Genomic DNA, 18,818 nt, shown 5'->3' with positions numbered 1-18,818 from the left:
CTGTCACGTTGCCTTGCTTGTTCCGCTCGCCTTGCCCTGCATTGCCGTGTTCACCCGAGCCTGGGCAACTGCCCTCACCCGGCGCCACAACCCTGCTGGCGCAGGCTGTGCTCCTGTCAGGAACGCCTGCCCTGCGCGGCCAAGCCATGATCAGGACACTGCTCCCGACCCTGCTGGCCGACCCCTCGCACCCCGACCATCCGCGATCGAAATGCCAGGAGCCCAGCCACCCAAGATCGGAATCTCACGAGTCCGGCCGCCCGAGCCCCTGTCGCCAGGAGCCCCGGCCACCCGAGACCTTCATTCAGGTCACGAGAAGCCTGCGGCCGAACTGCCGTAAGCCCTTGCCGACCCTCGAATCCGGGGCCGTCAGCAGCCTACCCGCGCCCTCACCAAGGCCTCTGGCTCAGACCTCAGGCCTGCTGCTCGGTCTCACCCTCGGCAGCGGGGGCCTCAACCGGAGCGCTCTCCTCGGCGGCAGCGACGCTCTCCTCAGCGGGAGCCTCGGGAGCAGCCTCAGCGGCAACCTCGGGAGCGGCCTCGGGAGCGGCCTCGGCAGCAGCCTCAGGAGCCGCCACGGCCTCGTCGGCCGCGCGCTCGCCGGTGCCCTGCTCGATGAGCTCGCGCTCCCACTCGGCCAGCGGCTCGGCGGCGGCCGGCTTCTCGTCACCGCGAGCGGCGCCGGAGCGAGCCATTAGACCGGCCGCGACACCGTCGGCGACGACCCTGGTGAGCAGGCCGACGGCGCGGATCGCGTCGTCGTTGCCCGGGATCGGGTAGTCGACCTCGTCGGGGTCGCAGTTGGTGTCGAGGATCGCGACGACAGGGATGCCAAGCTTCTTGGCCTCGCTGATCGCGATGTGCTCCTTCTTGGTGTCGACGATCCACACCGCGCTGGGCACGCGGCCCATGTCACGGATGCCGCCGAGCGTACGCTCGAGCTTGTCCTTCTCGCGGCGGCGCATCAGGAGCTCCTTCTTGGTGAGCCCCGAGCCCGCGACGTTGTCGAAGTCGAGCTCCTCGAGCTCCTTCAGACGCTGCAGCCTCTTGTGCACGGTGGAGAAGTTGGTGAGCATGCCACCCAGCCAACGCTGGTTGACATACGGCATGCCGACACGGGCGGCCTGCTCGGAGATGGCCTCCTGAGCCTGCTTCTTGGTGCCGATGAACAGGATCGTGCCGCCGTGAGCGACGGTCTCCTTCACGAAGTCGTAGGCGCGGTCGATGTACGACAGAGACTTCTGCAGGTCGATGATGTAAATGCCGTTGCGCTCGGTGAAGATGAAGCGCTTCATCTTCGGGTTCCAGCGCCGAGTCTGGTGACCGAAGTGAACGCCACTCTCGAGCAGCTGTCGCATGGTGACGACGGGGGCCATGTGCTGGTCCTCCAGGTCTGGGCGCCCTGCGGATGGGCGCGGTTCTCGGTTGTGCCGCGGCAGCGCGCTGTCTGCCGCCCTGATGCCCCGAACCCGCTCCCGCCGGGCACTTGGCCCGGACCGATGGCACGGTCCGCAATGGGGCATGCGAAGTCGGCCTGTGGTCACAGGCCATCGAAAAGTCTACCTCCCACACCACCCCAGGCTGACCGTCTGCGGTCAAACGGACATCCCACCCCTCCGCGACACCACCACCCACCCACCTCAAAAGACCCATGGGCCACCCCACCAGCCCCCACCCCAGACGCCACCAACCACCTCAAGGCCCTAGCCCAGCCAACCATTGGGGAAGGCAACAGGACGCTCAAACGACCGTCCAGTCGGCCGTGCCCCCACCCACCACCGTGAGGAGCTGCGATAACGACAACCATCAACACACCACAGCCGTCCCAAGACAACGCACCACTACCCACGCCGTCGCTTGCCGCGACACCACCCATCGGCACAGTCTCACCACGCACGCCATCCCCCGCTGCCTCGGATCGCCTGGCACCACCCAAGCTCAGCAAGCACCACCGACCCACCCCGGCCTCGCCGCGCGCCACCCCGTACTCGCAGATCGTCGCGCGTCCCCACCCCACTGCCACCCCCCCTGCCACAAACCGCACCGCCACAGCCACACTGGCGCAGCTCACTCAGGGCGCGGCGCGTCATGGTCCTCGGTAGGCAGCCCCGGCACCGCCCTCGGCGCGACCGGAAACAGATTGACCTGCGCTTCCGCGATCCTGGCCCCCTCCGGCGCAACCTTCTCGCTCCGATGCCGCGCAGCATACGGCTCGAGCAACTTCTCGATCTCCCGGTTCAGCCGCGCCAGTTCCTCAGCGTCAACCCTGATCCGATACCGGCCGAACAGGGTCGCGTCACGCCACTCCGCGGATTCCTGGTCGACATGCGCCAGGGCCCGTTCCGCCTCCTCATTGACCTCTCGCCGAAACGCCGCGATCAACGAGACCTTCGCAGCCCGAACCTCAGGCTGATCATCGGGCTCCATCCCCACACTGAGCCGCTTGTCCACGGCCTTCCACAGCCGCTCCCTGCCATCTCCCCGTGGCGGCGCGTCCTCCACGAACCCGTACTTGGCCAACATCCGCAGGTGATAGCTCGCGGCGCTAGGCGTGATCCCCGCTATCTCCGCCACTTCGGTGGCGGTGGCACTCTCCTCCACGGCAAGCCTGTTCAGGATCATCAACCTCGCCGGATGAGCCAGCGCCCGCATCGCCCTGGGATCACTGAGCCCCTCGCTGCCCTGCGTCATGTGCCAAAGGTACTACCCATCCCCAGATCCGAAGCATTGCTTTCACAGTTGTGAAGGAATACCTTCACACTTATGAAGCATTCCCTTCAGAAGATTCCCAGCACCCCACGCACCAAGAACGCCACCCCCGAGCCACCCGCCGCGGCGGCCGACTGCACGGGGACTGGGATGGCCGCCAGCAGCAGAGCAACCGGGACCGCAGCGGCCGACAACAGGTCGGCCGAGTCCACGGCGACCAGCAGCGGGACAACCGGGACCACGGCCTCCAAGACCGAGATGACCGGGACCGCGGCGGCCGACAACGGGACGACCCGGACCGGTGCAGGCCAGCACCCAAGCCCTCGGATCCCATCACCAACACCACCACCCACCCCCTTGAACCGCACTCAGACCACCCCCGACCACACCCCCGAACCACCCAAAGCGGCAACGCCCCCGCACCCTCCAAACACCGTGATCGATCACTCCAGCCCTCCTTCCCCCATCCCCCTGAGAAAACAACGCGATTACCGCTTGCTCTGGACAGCTCGGACAATCTCGATCACCGGCTCAGAAGTGTCCAAGCTGGCCATCCCCATGACCGCGATCACCTTGCTCACCGCCTCGCCTTCCCAGATGGGCATGCTGACCGCCGCCGCCTCCGTCCCGGCTCTCCTGTTCGGCCTCCAGTCGGGCGCCATCGCCGACCGGCTCACCCGCCACCGCCCGCTGATGATCGCTTGCGAACTTGTCTCCTGCGCAGCCGCCGCCACGATCCCCGTCGCCTGGCTCCTCGGCGTACTGAATGTCGTCTGGTTGATCGTCGTGGCCCTCGTGATCGGCACAGCTGGGGTGCTCTTCAAAGCCGCGAATTTCCCTCATGTGGCAGCAGTGGTCGAGCCGACCCAGCGCACCGAGGCGATGGCGGGCTTCCATGCCTCCTACTCAGTCGCCTCAGTCAGCGGCCCCGGCCTGGCCGGCCTCTTGGTACAGCTCCTCACAGCGCCTCTGGCCGTACTGGCGGAGGCGTTGTCATTCCTGACCTCAGCCCTGTTGCTGCGCACGATAAGAACCCGTGAGCAGGCCACCCCGGCGGCCTCCAAAGGCATGTGGCGCGACGTCGTGGAAGGCCTGAAGGCCAGCGTCACCCACCCGGTGCTACGCGCTCTCCTCGGCGCCGGCGTAACGATCAATTTCTTCGCCATGGCCTACACAGCCGTCTACATGCTCTACATGCTGAACACCCTCAACATCCCCAAGGGCCTGATCGGCGTCCTCATCGCCCTGAGCGGAGCCGGAGGCCTGCTCGGAGCCTGGATAACGGCCCGCCTGTGCAAGCGCTACGGCGAGAACCGCATTCTCCTCTTCGCAGTGATCTTCTTCCCCGTGGAAATCCTCGCGGTAGGCCTGCTGACAGGCCCCCTGTGGTGGAAACTCTCGCTACTCGCCCTGACCGGCACGATCACAGGCGGCATAGTCGTAGCCTTCGCCACCTGCATGGGTGCGATCATCCTCCGCGAAACCACCCCGGAGCTCCGCGGCCGCGTCAACGCCACCATGACCTTCGCAGTGCAAGGCGTCCTCGCCCTCGGCGGCCTCGCGGGCGGTTTCCTGGCCGAACTCCTCGGCCTGCGCTCAGTCGTCCTCATCTGCGCGGCAGGCATAGCCATGAGCACCATTTGGATCTGGACGTCTCCCATCCGCCCCCATCGCCCCCGCCGCCCCGAGCTCGCATCCCCCGACCTCAGAGTTCCCGCCCCGTCGTTCACCAAGTCCGTGAACCACTTGATCGATTCCAGGCGCCATTCCTGGCTCTAACCAGCCAGCCTCATTCTCCCAACCGGCACTCCACCCTCCACACCGCCAGTCCCTACGATCCCGCCCCCGGACCACAGCTCCCGCCGTCGGGCCGCAGCCCCCGCCGTCCGACCGCAGACCCGCCGTAGGCCGCCGCCCCACCTTCCGACCGCAGGTTCACTTCCGATCGCAGCCCCACCCTTGAACCCGCACCCCCATCATTCCGCCTCTGCACCACCGCCCAACCGCTTCATCCACAGGCCAGGCACCGGCTCACCCCTTCATCCACAGAACGAGGTTCACCGCCTCGCAACCCGAGGCGCCGCAGCCAAACTGCCCACCATGAACACCCACACCACCCCCACCCCCGCCTCGCCGACCCTCTCGCCAACTCCCGCAGCCCACCGCACCAACATCCCCCACGCCCCAACACCCACCGCGACCAAGCCCCCCTCACAGCCACGGCCTCGACCGTGGCCACGGCTCCACCTCGCCAATCCCATCCCCCATAGACCAAGACCGGCTAGTCCATCCCGCCACCCCAGAACGAACCAGACACCACACTTCAACCCCCACCCACGAACACCGACCCCAGCCTCCGCCCACCACCCACCAGCACCGACGCTGCCCAACCGCGACCCGACCAGAACACCACCATCACCCGAACGCCACCCCTCAACAGCTTCCAGAAGAGCCGCCACGCTGCTGGCGCTCATCTCCACGGCCCTGGTCCTGTCAACGCCGACAACCCTAGCCAGAGCCTCTCCTTCCACCTGGCGCTGGCCGCTGGACGGACAGCCCCGGATCGTGCGCCGCTTCACCCCACCACCCGAGCCCTGGCTCGCCGGCCACCGTGGCATCGATCTGGCCGCCCCCGCTGCCACTCCGGTCCTGGCGGCAGGCCCAGGCACAATCCGCTTCGCCGGCCCCGTCGCCGGCAAAGGCGTCGTCACCATCGATCATCCCAACGGCCTACGCACGACCTACCTTCCGGTGACAGCCTCTGTACGCCGCGGCGATCCCATAGCACCCGGAGCCAAACTGGGCGTTCTAGAAGCCGCGAAACCGCACTGCGAGGAGTCGTGCCTGCATTGGGGTCTTATACGCGACGCCCGCTACCTCAACCCACTCCAACTCCTGGGCCACGCCCCCACCCGCCTACTCCCCTTCTGGCCCAAGACAACAACCGCCGACCACCTCGACCCTCTTGAACCCCACAACTTTCCGCCCCCGAACAGGCTTGTTGCCACCAATCCCCGAACGTTCCATCGCCCACCCCACATCACCATGCCGAGCAAGCAGCAACCACTCGATCGCACACACCACCCGTCAGCGGCACCAGCAGAGTCCCTTCAGATCACGCCACCACCCATCACAAGCGCCGACCTCACTCTCACCCTCACCGCCTCTTACAGCCGCCAGAGCAGCCAAAGCGACAACAACGGCCATACTCCCCAGACAGCCATCCCACCGCCGCCGCGCGACCGCGGCTTAACAGAGAGCATCCAGTCCCTAACACGCGCCGCCACAACACCGCTCACCGCCGCTACGGACGCCACCACCACGATCATCGGCCTCGGGACAGTGCTAGGAACCGTCATCTTGATCGTCGCCCTACGCCGAACCCGCCTCAAACGCCATACCCGCCCAATCCAGCACACCCCGCCCAAGGGCCAACACCGCAAGCGCCGGCGTCACAGAAGCCAGACACGCAAACGCCGCCCACCAACGTCCCCCGGCCCGCATTGAAACCACCCCGACATGGGCGTACAGACCGATCAATCACCCACCAACCCCGACCTCAACCTCCGAAAGCCATCCAGCACCACTCACCCACTCACCCACTCACCCACTCACCCACTCACCCACCAAACCACCCCAGCCGAACGGCGCCCACTCACCGATCACGCCCTCGGATGCGCCTGCCGATAGGCCGCACGCAACCTCTCGATCGAGACATGTGTATAGATCTGCGTGGTGTTCAGCGACGCATGCCCAAGCAACTCCTGAACGCTACGCAGATCCGCACCGCCTTCGAGCAGATGGGTCGCCGCACTGTGCCGCAACCCATGCGGACCCATGTCAGGCACCCCATCTACTTGAGCCAGCCGAGCGTGCACCACTCGCCGTACGGTCCCCGCGTCAATGCGACCACCCCGCACCCCGAGAAAGAGAGCCGGGCCCGACCCGGCCCGCACCCACAATGGCCGCCCATGGATGCACCACCGGTCCAACGCCCGCAGAGCAGGCGCCCCGAACGGCACCGACCGCTCTTTGCGCCCCTTGCCCAACACCCTGATGACGTTTCGCTCGCGGTCCACGTCATCGACATCGAGCGCGCAGAGTTCACTCACCCGCACACCAGTGGCGTACAACATCTCAAGCAGCGCCTGATCCCGCAGTTCCTTGGGCTCCCCCGTAGGGGGCGCTTCCAGAACGGCCTCCGCCTGCCGCTGATCGAGTACGGCCGGCAAAGGCCGAGGCGCCTTGGCGCTCCCAAGCAGCAGCCCGGGATCGACCGTCAGCCATCCCCGGCGATAGCAGTACGCGGTGAACGTACGGGCGCAGGCCGTCCTGCGGGCCAGCGTGGCCCGCGCTTTCCCTGCCGCATGCTGCCCAGCCAACCACTCCCTGAGCATCCCGATATCAAGGCCTTCAAGCACTCCACCGGTGTGGTCGAGCAGAGAGTTGACGTCGGTCAGGTACGCCCGAACGGTATGCGGAGAAAGATCACGCTCAAGCCGCAAATACCGCCCGAACTCCGCTACGACCTCATCCCTGTCCACGCCCCACCCCCTTCGGCACCGGAACTACCCAAAGGCCGTAGATCGGCCGCCCGCACGACGACCAATACCGAACCATCCAACTCACCGCAACAACCGACGCACCCTGAAAGCGCCCGTCACACCGCAACAACCGACCAATTGCCGAAGCCCTGCCACAGGCACCAACCACCGATACCGACAAACGCACCTTGTCCGCTCCGCACGAAAGGGCTCGACAGGCAAGCGACGGTGCGCGCCTACGGAGCCGATCCGGACGCTTCGCGCCTCCCCGCCGTGCCACAGGCCACTACCGAAGGCGTCGCCACGCCGCCGCGATCGATCATCCTGGGTGTCCACAGCCCCAAAGACGAGACCGCATTCGATCAACCCACAACATCATCGACGCCGCCGCTCATAGTTGCCAGACCCTCTCGCACCCAGCACAGGGGGCCATCCGCCATCACACCCGCCATAAGAAGCGGCCCACACCGGCCACAGCGGCCACATCACCTCAACCCACCAATCCGCCGAACCCCGCATCGGCCCATCGGTGGTGTATCGGCGCATCGGCCGTGACGTGACCCGCGTACTGACCGCATCGGCGTACCGGTCACATCGGCGGCCACCGCACCCCCACTGACACCAACACCCCCAAGAGCTGCCCACCAGCTCCACCCAACCGCACCCGATCAAGGGCGTCACACGGAGAGAGCGGCCCCGCCCCGCAATGCCAGCCACTCCGCGATGTCACCGACGACAGCCGGATCGACATGTTGCGCAGGTTCGTACTCCGCGGGCGTTGACGGACCCACGCCCGGAAAGAACAGGTGGTTATCGGCGTCGTACACCCGGATCGTGACATCCGGCCGGTGCGCGAGACCGTCCCGCCACCCCGACAAGTCGTCCGCGACGGTCACCTGATAGTCGCGGCCTCCCTGACCGATGAACATCGGTTTGTCCAGCGCCGCCGCGGCCGCTACAGGGTCGTAGGCGCGCATGTCCAGCCAGTACGAGCCGGGCAGCTCGAACGGCAACGCCTTGGCCGGTGTCGAGGGCGACAGGTCAGGGCTGTCGACCATCGCCACCTGCTCCATGATCCCCTTCACGAGGGCGTCTGCGGGCGGGCCGGGGGTCAGGGAGGCGAGGTAGCGGGCGACGCGTACGGCGGCACGATGCATCGGCTGCGTGTCACCGGCGAGGATCACCAGACCGGCCACGGACGGTTCGGCGGCCGCCACCCGCGGAGCGACCTTGCCTCCCATGCTGTGCCCCAGGATGTACACCCTCGTGGGATCGACTCCCGGCTGGTTCTGGAGGGCGCGTACGGCGGCGACCGCGTGCGGCACGTACTCGCTGGCCATCGTGAAGTCGGGCGCGCTCGTCACTTGGCTGTGCGTATGCGTCACCTTGTCGAACCGCAGGGTGGCCGCGCCCCGGCTCGCCAGCCCCCACGCGAGATCCTTGAGTGGCTTGTTCGGCCCGATGGTCTCGTCGCGGTCGAACGGCCCGCCTCCGCTGAGCAGGACGACGCCGGGCCGCGGCTCGGCGCCAAGCGGCAGGCTCAGCGTCCCGGGCACGGCAAGAGGTCCCGACCCGACCGTGATGTCCTGCTCGACGAAGAGTTGCGGCACGGCATAGTCCGGCGGTGCCCACGTGGCGGTGGTCGCGAGCACGAATTGCAGCCCATGCAGTGCGCCGGCGTCATCCACCGACATGACCACCGTGAACCCATCACGCTCACAGACGACCGGAACGCTCACGCGTACCCGTCCAGCGTCGACCGGTTCCCCCACCGGCTCCTCGACGGCGGAAACCGGACCCCGCTTGCCCATCTCGATCGTCCAAGCAAGCTGCAGCGCCTGATCGGACACGGCCGCCCGCAACTCCGGAGCGAACATCTCCCCGATCTCACCGAAGCGCCCGTCGCGCGCCATCTCCACGACCGCAACGGCCGTAGCCAGCTGATCAGTTCCCATCTACCATCACCTCCATTGTTCTCATTAATGAGAAAGGTAGCACATATGAGACCATAAGCACGTGGACACCTTGGAGCTCCTGGCACACCCCGTACGGCTGCGCGTCGTACACGCGATGAGTGGAGGGCGTCTGTTGACGACCTCCCAGCTGTGCGCGCGAATCCCCGACGTCTCCAAGGCCACGCTCTATCGCCACATCGACCTGCTGGCGACCGGGGGAATCCTGGAGGTGGCCGACGAGCGGCGGGTACGGGGAGCAGTGGAGCGCCGATATCGCCTGCGCCAGGACCTGGCGGTGATCGACAACGCCATGGTCGAATCGCTGTCGCTCGACGATCACCGGCGCGGCTTCGCCACGGCCATGGCTATCTTGCTGGCCGAGTTCAACGCCTACCTCGACCGAGATCACGCCGACCCGGTGGAGGATCTCGTCGGATACCGGCAGCACGCCGTCTGGCTCAGTCACGACGAACTCCACGACCTGATCAGCGACCTACGCAGCGCCATCGCGCCCCGACTGGCCAACCAATCCACCCCGGACCGCGCCCAATACCTGCTCAGCCCGATCCTGTTCCCTCTCGAGACGCCACCTTCCAACCCCGAAACCACCTCCGAGGCTGAAACCAGGACCGAGCCCGACCCCGGCACCTGATCCGAGACCCAGCCAACCTCAACACCGAACCTCAAACCGGAACCTGAACCGAAACCGGAGACGAATGCCGAGGACTGCTAAAGGGCTGGGGCAAGGACTGCCGAGGGCAAGCACCGTTCAACGGCAAGGACTGCCAAGGGGCCGAGGGCAACGGCAGTCGATGACCGAGGGTGAAGGCCATCAATGGCCGGGGCAGACGGCCATCCAGAGCCTGGACGAAACCTGAATCCGGAGCGTGTCCGGGCGGACACCGACACCGTGAACCAAACCGAGACCGAGGACCGAGTTGACCCCAGGTCCAAGACCAAGGCCGGGGACAGGACCCGGTCCGAAGTGGGACCATGGGCAGCTGGAACCAAGACTGGGACCGGGAACAAGGCGAGCCGGGGCCAGAGGCGGGCTGGGTCAGGAGCGCACCCGGGCCGAGGTCGTAACCGGGCCGGGCCGAGGTCAAGCCGCGAGCCAGAGGCGGGCCAAGGCCGAGACGAACCCGGGCCGAGACGAACCCGGGTCGAGGCGGACCCGGGCTGGGGTGAAGGGCGAGTGCGAGCGCGCTTGACCGGTCGCCGCCGCGGCCATTGGTCACCGCCTTGTGCCTAGATCCACTCGCAAGGGCGATGCCCGCCCGATGAGGGTGGCCCGATCCTTGCTCTCACAGCGTCACATCTCAGGCCAATGCCCTGGTCGCGGGAACCTTCGACGAAGTCGCCCTGACGTCGACGTGCGGCCGGTGAAATGGTGACGGCCACCGCTTGATCCTAAGAGGGTCTTGGTCGAGACCGAAGGAGAGCATAACGATGGCCGCAGAATCAGTGTGCTGCTTGAGCGACAGCGGCGAGGCAGAACCTGTACCGGTGGCCCCTACTTTGTTGGGTTCCGTATGAAGATCGCGTCTGATGGCCGGCGCCGTGGAGTGGATCTGGGACGACTTGTCGGCCATGCCCCTTGCCATTCTGCGTGGCCACGGCACTTGAAGTCGTTGGTCTACGAATTGCGAACGGGGTGCGAGGTCGTGAGCGGCCGGTCCTGAGTTGTGGTGGTGGTCTCCTAGGAGTTGGGGTGGTCGTACTCCGGGGGTGGGAAGTCGTCCGGGGGTGGTGGGGAGTCGGCGGGGTCGGGTTGTGGGGTGGGTGGGGGGTCCAGGGCGGCGGAGTCGGAGGCTTTGCGGTATGTGGTGGTCTGTTTGCGGAGGCGCCAGCCGTTCTCGGTTCTTTCTATGTAGCCTGCGGCTGCCAGGCCGCCCAGTGCGCTCAACGTCGTGTCCAGGCCCAAGCCGGCTGCCACCGCGATCGAGGCGGGGCCTGCGCCGCCTCGGGCGGGGATCGCGTCAAGGACTCTTTTGGTCGGCTCGTTGAGTTTGTCTCTGGGGACGGCTGGGGCTCGGGATTGCGTGGCCAGGTCGTCGCCCATCACGCCTACGAGGTCGATCATTTCCTCCGGTGAGGTGATGCACACCGCTTTTCGTTCTCGGAGGAGTCTGTGGCAACCCGCTGACATGCCCGACGTGATCGGGCCGGGGACCGCTCCCAGGTGTCTGTTGAGGGACAGGGCGTGGGTTGCCGTGTTGAGGGCGCCGCTGCGGAGGGCGGCCTCCACTACCACCGTTCCCATGGAAAGGGCGGCTATGAGGCGGTTTCTGATGAGGAAGCGCGCTCGGGTCGGGTGAACGCCTGGTGGGCACTCGCTGATCACGACACCCTGCTCTCGCACTGCGGCGAACAGGGTGTCGTGGCCGGTCGGGTAGCAGATGTCCACACCACAGGCCAGGACCACGACAGTGGGTGAACCTGCGGCCAGGGCACCTTTGTGGGCCGCGCCATCCACTCCGAACGCTCCGCCTGACACGACGGTCCAGCCTGACTCGCTGAGGCCGACGCCGAACTCGGCTGCTATGTGCGATCCGTACGAGGTTGCTGCCCTTGCCCCCACAACGGCGACGGATTGGAGGCAGGAGAAGCGGAGATCTGCTGTGCCGTGGGCCCACAGAGCCAGGGGGCGGCTCAGGCCTAGTTGATCCAGCTGGGTGGGCCATTCTGGGCTGCCGGGGATGATCAATCTGGCGCCGGATCTTTCTCCTGCTTCGATGTCGGCTGCGGGGTTGGCGGATGCCAGGCGGGCGTACCAGGTGTTCAGGCGGGAGGTGAGGTGGTCTGGTGAGCGGTCTCGCTCGGCTTCCCGGGAGACGAATTCCGGCGGGAGGGTGCGGGTGCGGATCGCCTCCACCGCTCGATGAGCGCCGTACTGGGCGACGAGGCGGCCCATGGTGGTGTCTCCTACGTCGGTGGCCCGCATGAGGGCGGCTCTGGCCTCGGCTTCGGTCTGAGTTGATGTCCTGGTTCCGGTGCCGGTTCGAGTTCCGGTTCGAGTTCCGGGTCCTGTTCCAGTTCGGGTTGGGGTTCCGGGTGGGGGTTGGGTGTCCGTCTTGGAGTGAGTGTCCGTCTTGGAGTGAGTGTCCGTCGGAGGGTGGGGTCCCGTTCCGGGTTGGGTGTGCGTCTTGGCTTGGGTGGGCAGTGCCATGGGCGTCTCTGTGACGGTCTCAGCCTCGTTCTTGGGGCTGGCTCTGCTGACGGTTCCTGCTTCGGGGTGGAGCGAGATCTCATGTGGTGGGGTGCTGGTTGCGGGGGCTTGTGGGGTCTCGTCGGTGGCTGCGAGCGGTATGTCGATGCTTTCCGGTGCTGGGGGTGGGGTGGTCAGGGGAGCTGATGTGGGTGACTGGGGCTGGTGGGTGGTTGTTGCGTGGAGGGCGGGCATGGGAGCTCCTACAGGTCGTGGGACGTGGAGGGGTCGCTAAGGGGTGGGGTGTTGAGTCGTGGGATTCTGCGGGGGTTTGCTGGGTTGCGGGGCGCTACGACTTCACGCCTAGCCAGAAACTCAGGGCGGCGTTTGTCTCGTCCTGGCCTGGCTTGTCGTTGCCGGCCAGGTCGGCGAGGGTCCACGCCACTCGTACGACGCGGTCGAGGCCGCGGGCGGTGAGGGCGCCCGAGTCGAGGCAGGACGTCATGGGGCGCATGGCTTCTGCGGACGGGCGGTAGTCGGCGTGGAGGATGGAGGAGGGGATCTCGGCGTTCGAGCGCCAAGGAGTGCCGGCCAAGCGTTTCGCGGCTCGTTCGCGGGCCTCCAGGACGCGTTCGGCCACGGTCTTGCTGGTCTCCACGAACTGGCGGTCGGCCAGGAGTTCGCGTCTGGTGGAGCGGGCGACCGTGACCTTCATGTCTATGCGATCGAGGAGTGGGCCCGAGAGCCTGCCCAGGTAGCGGCGTCTGATCGTGGGGGAGCATTTACAGGTTTCGCCCTGGTCCTCGGCCTGGGCGCAGGGGCAGGGGTTCGCGGCCAGGATCAGCATGAACCTGGCGGGGAACGTGACCGAGCCCGCCGACCTCGACACCGTCACCCGGCCGGACTCCAGCGGCTGCCTGAGCGCGTCCAGGACATGGCGCGGGAACTCCGGGGCCTCGTCCATGAACAGGACCCCTCGGTGTGCCAGGGAGACGGCTCCGGGGCGGACGATCGTGCTGCCGCCTCCGATGATCGCGGCCGAGGTCGCTGTGTGGTGCGGGCTGATGAAGGGGGGCCGGCTCATCATGGGGGCGTTGGTCGGGAGCACGCCTGCGACCGAGTGGATGGCGGTGACCTCCAGGGCGTGGTCGAGCTCCAGATCCGGCAGGAGGGTGGGGAGGCGTTCGGCCAACATGGTCTTGCCGGTGCCAGGCGGACCGAGCATCCAGAGGTTGTGGCCACCGGCCGCGCAGACTTCGAGGGCGCGCCGGGCGGTCGGCTGGCCCACGACATCCGACAGGTCGACGTCGGGGACGACGGTGGACTTGGGCGGCTCGGGGCACTCCTCGACCTCGGCCTCGGGTGGGTCGTCTCCCTTGCGCAGCCACTCCACGAGCTGGCGGAGGTGGGCGACGGGGACCACCTTCACGTCAGGTACGAGGACGGCCTCCGCTGAGTTCGCCGACGGGACGACCACCGTGACATCGCCGTGCTTGGCCGCGCCCAGGACGGAGGGAAGCACGCCGCGTACGGGTCTTATGCGCCCGTCGAGGCCGAGCTCTCCGAGGAAGAACGGCTCCGCGATGCGTTCGGCGGGGACCACGCCTGCCGCACCCAGGATTGCCACGGCGATCGCCAGATCGAACTGCGATCCGCGCTTGGGGAGGCTGGCCGGGAAGAGGCTCACGATGATGCGGGCGTCGGGCCAGGGATAACTGCTGTTGACGACCGCTGATCGCACCCGGTCGCGGGCCTCGCTGAGCGCCGTGTCCGGCAGACCGATGAGGTGGATGCCGGCCAGGCCGTTGCCCACGTCGGCCTCGACCTCGACAGTGCGGCCGGCGACGCCCACCAGGGCCACGCTGCGGGTGCGGGCCACGGCCACCTAGATCGCCCCCCGTACGTGGCGCAGGGCGAAGTCTCCGGCGAAGCGCTCCAGGGCGATCACGTCGACTCGTACGGTCTCGTACGTGTGGGAGGACTGTGTGGTCAGCCACTTTGCGGCGAGCATGCGCAATCTGGCGAGCTTGGCTGGGCTCACCGATTCCAGGGCCGAGCCGTGGGATCTGCTCGATCGGGTCTTGACCTCGACCACGACCAGGTTGGGGCCCTCTTCCGCGATGATGTCGATCTCGCCATGGCGGCAGCGCCAGTTGCGCTCGATCACCTTCATCCCCTCGGCCTCCAGGTAGGTCACGGCTGCCTGTTCGCCGCGTTTGCCTAGCTCGAGCTTGCTCTCCGTGGCCATGTGCCATCTCCGTCCGGTCGATCGGTGCGTGTCTGGTCATGACCTTCGTGGATGCGGGGTGGTGGTGGCGGGGCCGAACGGGGTTCTGGGGATGGCGGGGGTGGGTTGAGTGGGGGTTGTGGATAACGGCTCGGATCGGCTTGGGTCGACTCGGCTCGACTCGGCCCTTGGTTGAGGCTGGGAACGGGCCGGAGCTGGTGGACCGGGGTCGGAGCTGGCGAAGGCCGGGGGCCGGTAGCCGGGGGCCCGGTAGGCGCGGCCCGGTAGGCGGGATCGGCGCGGTTCCAGGCCGTAGGGAGGGTGTCAGCAGGGCTTGGGAGGGCGTCAGGGGTCGCGGGAGGATGTGGAAGGAAGCGCGTGGGGGAAGGGCGTGGGAGGAAGGGCGTGGGTGATGGCCGTGTAGGGAGCCCGGATGGCCACCGGTGTGTGGATGCCGACAGGCCAAGAGGCCGGGCGTGTGGCCAAACCCGGGGGCGGATAGGCGCGCCGTGCTGGGACGGCGAGCAACGTTGGCTGTCCCGGCGTGGACGACGGCCATGGCGGTGAAGGGTGCGGCGGCAGCGTGGCCGACCAGCTGTAGGTGGCGAACGTCCCGATGAGGCGGTGGCGCGGCCGATCAGGGGTGGAAGGCCGTGTCGATACGACAGCGGCACCGCCGGTCAGATGTGGGCGGCGCTGTCGAGAGAGCGGCGGCCCCCCTGACCAGGTGCGGAAGGCCCGTGTCAAGACGGGCGAGCCACCGCTGATCAGACATCGGCGGCGCTTCGAGACGGCCGGGGACACCCGTGACCAGGTGCGGGAGGCCCGCATCGAGACGGCGGCGGCAGCCCGACCAGATGTCGGCGGCCGTACCAGGCAGGCGGCCCCGCGGCTGAACCAGCCACCCGACCGGCCCGACCACACACCCCCCACCGCCTCTCACAGGCGGCAGGCATAGACGCACAGGCCCGACCCAAGACGGGGATCACCGGCGAACCGGTGGTCGAGGTTCAGCCGATGACCAGGGGCGCCACCAGCCGCCACAGCCCCGAGCCCACGCCTGAGCCGTCCCGAAGCTCGAATCCACCCCCGGACCCCGGCCCACCCCTCGCTACCCCGAGAACCCTTCCTTCGGCATCTCCAGGTCCGCCTTGGCGAGCTCCTCCACGTTCACATCCTTGAACGTGACCACCCGCACATTCTTGACGAACCGCGCCGGCCGATACATGTCCCACACCCAAGCGTCCTGCATCTTCACGTCGAAGAAGACGTCGCCGTTCTCCGCGGTACGGACGTCGAGGTCGACCGAGTTGGTCAGATAGAACCGCCGCTCAGTCTCCACCACGTATGTGAACAAACCGACGACATCACGGTATTCGCGGTAAAGCTGCAGCTCCATCTCGGTTTCGTACTTTTCGAGATCCTCTGCGCTCATCGCGGTCCTCCTGTCGTACCGGTCCCCCGGTTTGCCTGCTCAGGCAACCCCGGCCCCCATTTCATTTTCACCCATCCCCCTCGCCACCGTGACAAAGGAGTAACGGTGATCGGGACACGGGCCGTGCGTTTCCAGCGCCAGCCGGTGTCCTGGTGTGACATACCCCTTGTGCTCGGCGAAGCCGTACTGCGGGTAGCGCTCGTCCAGCGCGACCATGAGGCGATCCCGGGTCACCTTGGCCACGATGGACGCGGCCGCCACGCATGCGGCCACCTGGTCCCCCTTCCACACGGCCAGCGACGGCGCCGGCAGGCCCGGCACCGGGAAACCGTCCGTCAGGATGTACTCCGGGTCACAGGGCAACTGTGCGACGGCTCGCCGCATTCCTGAGACATTGCATTTGTGAAGACCTTTGGCGTCGATCTCCCCCGACGGGATGATCACTATGCCTACGTGAGAGACGCGCATGATCTGGTCGTAGAGGCGTTCGCGCACCAGCGGGGTGAGCAGCTTCGAGTCCGCCAGGCCGTCGATCTGCCTGCGCAGGATGACGGCGGCGACCACGAGCGGCCCCGCGCACGCGCCACGCCCGGCCTCGTCGACGCCCGCTATAGGGGTGAGGCCGCGGCGGGCGAGCGCCCGCTCATAGGCGTAGAGTCCGGAATCGCGCCGGACGACGCTCGGTCGAGGGCGGAACGCAACTGTCATGACACAGGCAGCGTACGCCCCAATCGCCGCAAACCGCGACCGAAAGCCCCCGCTACTTGACCTTGTCGAAAGTGTCAGGACGGGAGAAGAGATAGCCCCGCGACAGCGGCCAGTAGCGCACCACGGCCTTGCCCACCACCGCGTCTTCCGAGATGAAGCCGCCTCCGGGCTCCTCCATGTGGGCCCGGGAGTCGGCCGAGGCGCTGCGGTGGTCACCCATCAGCCAGAGCTTCCCGGGGGGCACCGTGACGTCGAACTTATCGCCGGAAGCGAAATCGTCGGGGTAGAGGTAGGACTGCTCGTCCAGCGGCGTGCCGTTGACCGTGATGCGCTTCTGCTTGTCGCAGCACACCACCTTGTCGCCGCCGATGCCGATGACCCGCTTGATGGTGTCCTCGCCGTTCCAGCCCTTGAACACCACGATGTCGCCGCGCTCGGGCTTGCCCGCCAGCTTGTTGACGAACACGCGGTCGTTGACCAGCAGCGTGTTCTCCATCGACACGGACGGGATGTAGAACGAGCCGACCACGAACGCCTGCAGCAGCAGCGCGATGCCGACGCCCATGATGAGCAGCAGAACGGTCTCGCGGAAACCGCCCTTCTTCTTCTCTTTCCCCACGCCCTCCGCCTTCTTGGTGACGGCCATCAACGCCTCCTCCGCAGGCGCCGACGAACCAGCACCAAGGGTACGGCCAGCCCGAACCCGGCGACCAGCGGCACGGACCCGCCGAGTGCCTGGAGCGCGGGCTGCGCGAACGTGTCAGGGATGTCGATCGAGTCGAACCGGTTGAACGGCCAGACGATCACGAAGGCCCGGCCGATGACCTGACCTTCGGGAATGGAGCCGCCGCCGGGATCACCGGTGTGGGACCGGGAGTCGAGCGAGACCGAGCGGTGGTCGCCCATCACCCACAGCCGCCCCTCCGGCACCGTGATGTCGAAGAACTTGTCGGACGGCACGTTCCCCGGATAGAGATAGCTCTCCTCGTCGATGGGGGTGCCGTTGACCGTGATGCGCTGCTTGGAGTCGCAGCACTTGACGTGGTCACCGCCGACGCCGATGACCCGCTTGATGTAGTCCTTCTCGCCGGGCACGACGCCGAACGCGGTGCCGACCCACCGGAAGAACGCCGCGAACGCGTTGGGCGGCTCCTCCAGCTGGAACTCGCCGTCCCACGAGTCGACTCCCGAGAACACCACCACGTCTCCCCGCTCGATGTCGCGGGTGTGGTAGACGAGCTTGTTGACCAGGACCCTGTCGTTTTTCAGCAGGGTGTTCTCCATCGACTCCGACGGAATGTAGAAGGCCTGGACCACAAACGTCTTGATGATCAGGGCCAGCACCAGGGCTACGACGATAAGAACGGGAAGTTCTTTCCAGAACGACCCCTTCTTCTCCGTCTTTTCACCCTTGGCCGGCTTCTGAGTCTCTTCGGCGACCACGTCCACCTCGTCCTCGACAGGGCGGCGCGCCGCGCCGTGCTCCTGGCTCTCGCTAGTCATCGCTGACGAGCCTAGATGATGCACCGGCTCGACAAGCCTCGACCGACGTTACACCCACGCACGAGTCGCTCCACATAAAGGAAACGGCCCTGTAAAGCCGAATGGCCCGCGCGGTGCGCGGGCCATCGGAAGAGAACAACGGAGCCTACTTGGCGGCCGTCGTCTCGCGCTTCTCGCGAATGCGGGCGGCCTTGCCGCGCAGGTCGCGCATGTAGTAAAGCTTGGCCCGGCGCACGTCGCCGCGGGTCACGAGCACGATCTTCTCGATGACCGGGCTGTGCACGGGGAAGGTGCGCTCGACGCCGACACCGTAGCTGACCTTGCGGACCGTGAAGGTCTCGCGGGCGCCGCTGCCCTGCCTGCGCAGCACGAAGCCCTTGAAGACCTGGATGCGGGAGCGGTTGCCTTCGACGACTCGTACGTGAACCTCGAGCGTGTCACCCGGGCGGAACGCCGGCACGTCACCGCGCAGGGTCGCCTTCTCGAGCTCCTGGATCTTCGTGTGCATGAGAGCTGTCCTCAAGTCCTCGCGAGCACGCGGAGGTCCACCCGGCCGAGGCTCGCGGCGGACGCGCTTGCTGATTTGATG

Annotated in this window: 16 protein-coding genes; 3 read left to right on the top strand and 13 right to left on the bottom strand. The window is 67.0% G+C overall.

Going from position 1 to position 18,818, the window contains the following annotated elements:
* Positions 1-413: 413 nt before the first annotated feature.
* From rpsB to ACBJ59_RS38395, 3 genes are all read right to left on the bottom strand, one after another.
* A complete protein-coding gene (rpsB, locus tag ACBJ59_RS38405) occupies positions 414-1,376 on the bottom strand; it encodes a 30S ribosomal protein S2 (RefSeq protein WP_375115060.1) in 963 nt (320 codons plus the stop codon).
* A gap of 691 nt (positions 1,377-2,067) precedes the next feature.
* Complete coding sequence (locus ACBJ59_RS38400) at positions 2,068-2,691, bottom strand: ArsR/SmtB family transcription factor (RefSeq protein WP_375115059.1); 624 nt, start codon at positions 2,689-2,691, stop codon at positions 2,068-2,070.
* A gap of 86 nt (positions 2,692-2,777) precedes the next feature.
* On the bottom strand, positions 2,778-2,951 hold the full coding sequence (locus ACBJ59_RS38395; protein ID WP_375115058.1) for a hypothetical protein: 174 nt from the start codon (positions 2,949-2,951) through the stop codon (positions 2,778-2,780).
* A gap of 193 nt (positions 2,952-3,144) precedes the next feature.
* Between ACBJ59_RS38395 and ACBJ59_RS38390 the strand changes: the two genes are divergently transcribed.
* Positions 3,145-4,488 carry an MFS transporter gene (locus ACBJ59_RS38390; protein WP_375115057.1) on the top strand — a complete coding sequence of 448 codons (1,344 nt, stop codon included), beginning with the start codon at positions 3,145-3,147 and terminating at the stop codon, positions 4,486-4,488.
* Positions 4,489-4,809: 321 nt separating this feature from the next.
* Positions 4,810-6,216, top strand: a complete 1,407-nt coding sequence (locus ACBJ59_RS38385) for a peptidoglycan DD-metalloendopeptidase family protein (protein ID WP_375115056.1) — start codon at positions 4,810-4,812, stop codon at positions 6,214-6,216.
* A 155-nt stretch (positions 6,217-6,371) separates the two neighbouring features.
* Here the strand turns inward: ACBJ59_RS38385 and ACBJ59_RS38380 are convergent, their stop codons facing one another.
* Positions 6,372-7,253 (bottom strand): tyrosine recombinase XerC, encoded by an 882-nt coding sequence (locus ACBJ59_RS38380; protein WP_375115055.1) that lies wholly within the window; start codon positions 7,251-7,253, stop codon positions 6,372-6,374.
* A 677-nt stretch (positions 7,254-7,930) separates the two neighbouring features.
* Positions 7,931-9,166, bottom strand: a complete 1,236-nt coding sequence (locus tag ACBJ59_RS38375) for an alpha/beta hydrolase family protein (RefSeq protein WP_375115054.1) — start codon at positions 9,164-9,166, stop codon at positions 7,931-7,933.
* 103 nt (positions 9,167-9,269) lie between these two features.
* On the opposite strand from ACBJ59_RS38375, the gene ACBJ59_RS38370 reads away from it, so the two are divergent.
* Entirely contained in the window at positions 9,270-9,860 is a 591-nt protein-coding gene (locus ACBJ59_RS38370) for a helix-turn-helix domain-containing protein (RefSeq protein ID WP_375115053.1), read from the top strand.
* 1,047 nt (positions 9,861-10,907) lie between these two features.
* Here ACBJ59_RS38370 and dprA read toward each other — a convergent pair.
* The 8 genes from dprA to rplS all read right to left on the bottom strand — a co-directional run bounded on the left by dprA (position 10,908) and on the right by rplS (position 18,737).
* Positions 10,908-12,122, bottom strand: coding sequence for a DNA-processing protein DprA (dprA, locus tag ACBJ59_RS38365; RefSeq protein WP_375115052.1), 1,215 nt, complete (start codon positions 12,120-12,122; stop codon positions 10,908-10,910).
* A gap of 583 nt (positions 12,123-12,705) precedes the next feature.
* Positions 12,706-14,241 (bottom strand): YifB family Mg chelatase-like AAA ATPase, encoded by a 1,536-nt coding sequence (locus tag ACBJ59_RS38360; protein WP_375115051.1) that lies wholly within the window; start codon positions 14,239-14,241, stop codon positions 12,706-12,708.
* Positions 14,242-14,604: a YraN family protein gene (locus ACBJ59_RS38355; protein ID WP_375115050.1), complete on the bottom strand. Its 363-nt coding sequence runs from the start codon at positions 14,602-14,604 to the stop codon at positions 14,242-14,244.
* Between the two features lie 1,090 nt (positions 14,605-15,694).
* Complete coding sequence (locus tag ACBJ59_RS38350; RefSeq protein ID WP_026215037.1) at positions 15,695-16,018, bottom strand: DUF2469 domain-containing protein; 324 nt, start codon at positions 16,016-16,018, stop codon at positions 15,695-15,697.
* 39 nt (positions 16,019-16,057) lie between these two features.
* Complete coding sequence (locus ACBJ59_RS38345) at positions 16,058-16,726, bottom strand: ribonuclease HII (RefSeq protein ID WP_375115049.1); 669 nt, start codon at positions 16,724-16,726, stop codon at positions 16,058-16,060.
* Between the two features lie 52 nt (positions 16,727-16,778).
* A complete protein-coding gene (gene lepB / locus ACBJ59_RS38340) occupies positions 16,779-17,372 on the bottom strand; it encodes a signal peptidase I (RefSeq protein ID WP_375115048.1) in 594 nt (197 codons plus the stop codon).
* Entirely contained in the window at positions 17,372-18,229 is an 858-nt protein-coding gene (lepB, locus tag ACBJ59_RS38335) for a signal peptidase I (protein WP_375115047.1), read from the bottom strand. The genes lepB (ACBJ59_RS38340) and lepB (ACBJ59_RS38335) overlap by 1 nt, the downstream gene beginning before the upstream one ends.
* 145 nt (positions 18,230-18,374) lie before the next feature.
* Positions 18,375-18,737 carry a 50S ribosomal protein L19 gene (gene rplS / locus ACBJ59_RS38330; protein ID WP_080042338.1) on the bottom strand — a complete coding sequence of 121 codons (363 nt, stop codon included), beginning with the start codon at positions 18,735-18,737 and terminating at the stop codon, positions 18,375-18,377.
* Positions 18,738-18,818 lie beyond the last annotated feature (81 nt).

It is taken from the genome of Nonomuraea sp. MTCD27 (assembly GCF_041950495.1).
Classification (GTDB): domain Bacteria; phylum Actinomycetota; class Actinomycetes; order Streptosporangiales; family Streptosporangiaceae; genus Nonomuraea.
This window is presented reverse-complemented; position numbering and strand designations above follow the sequence as displayed.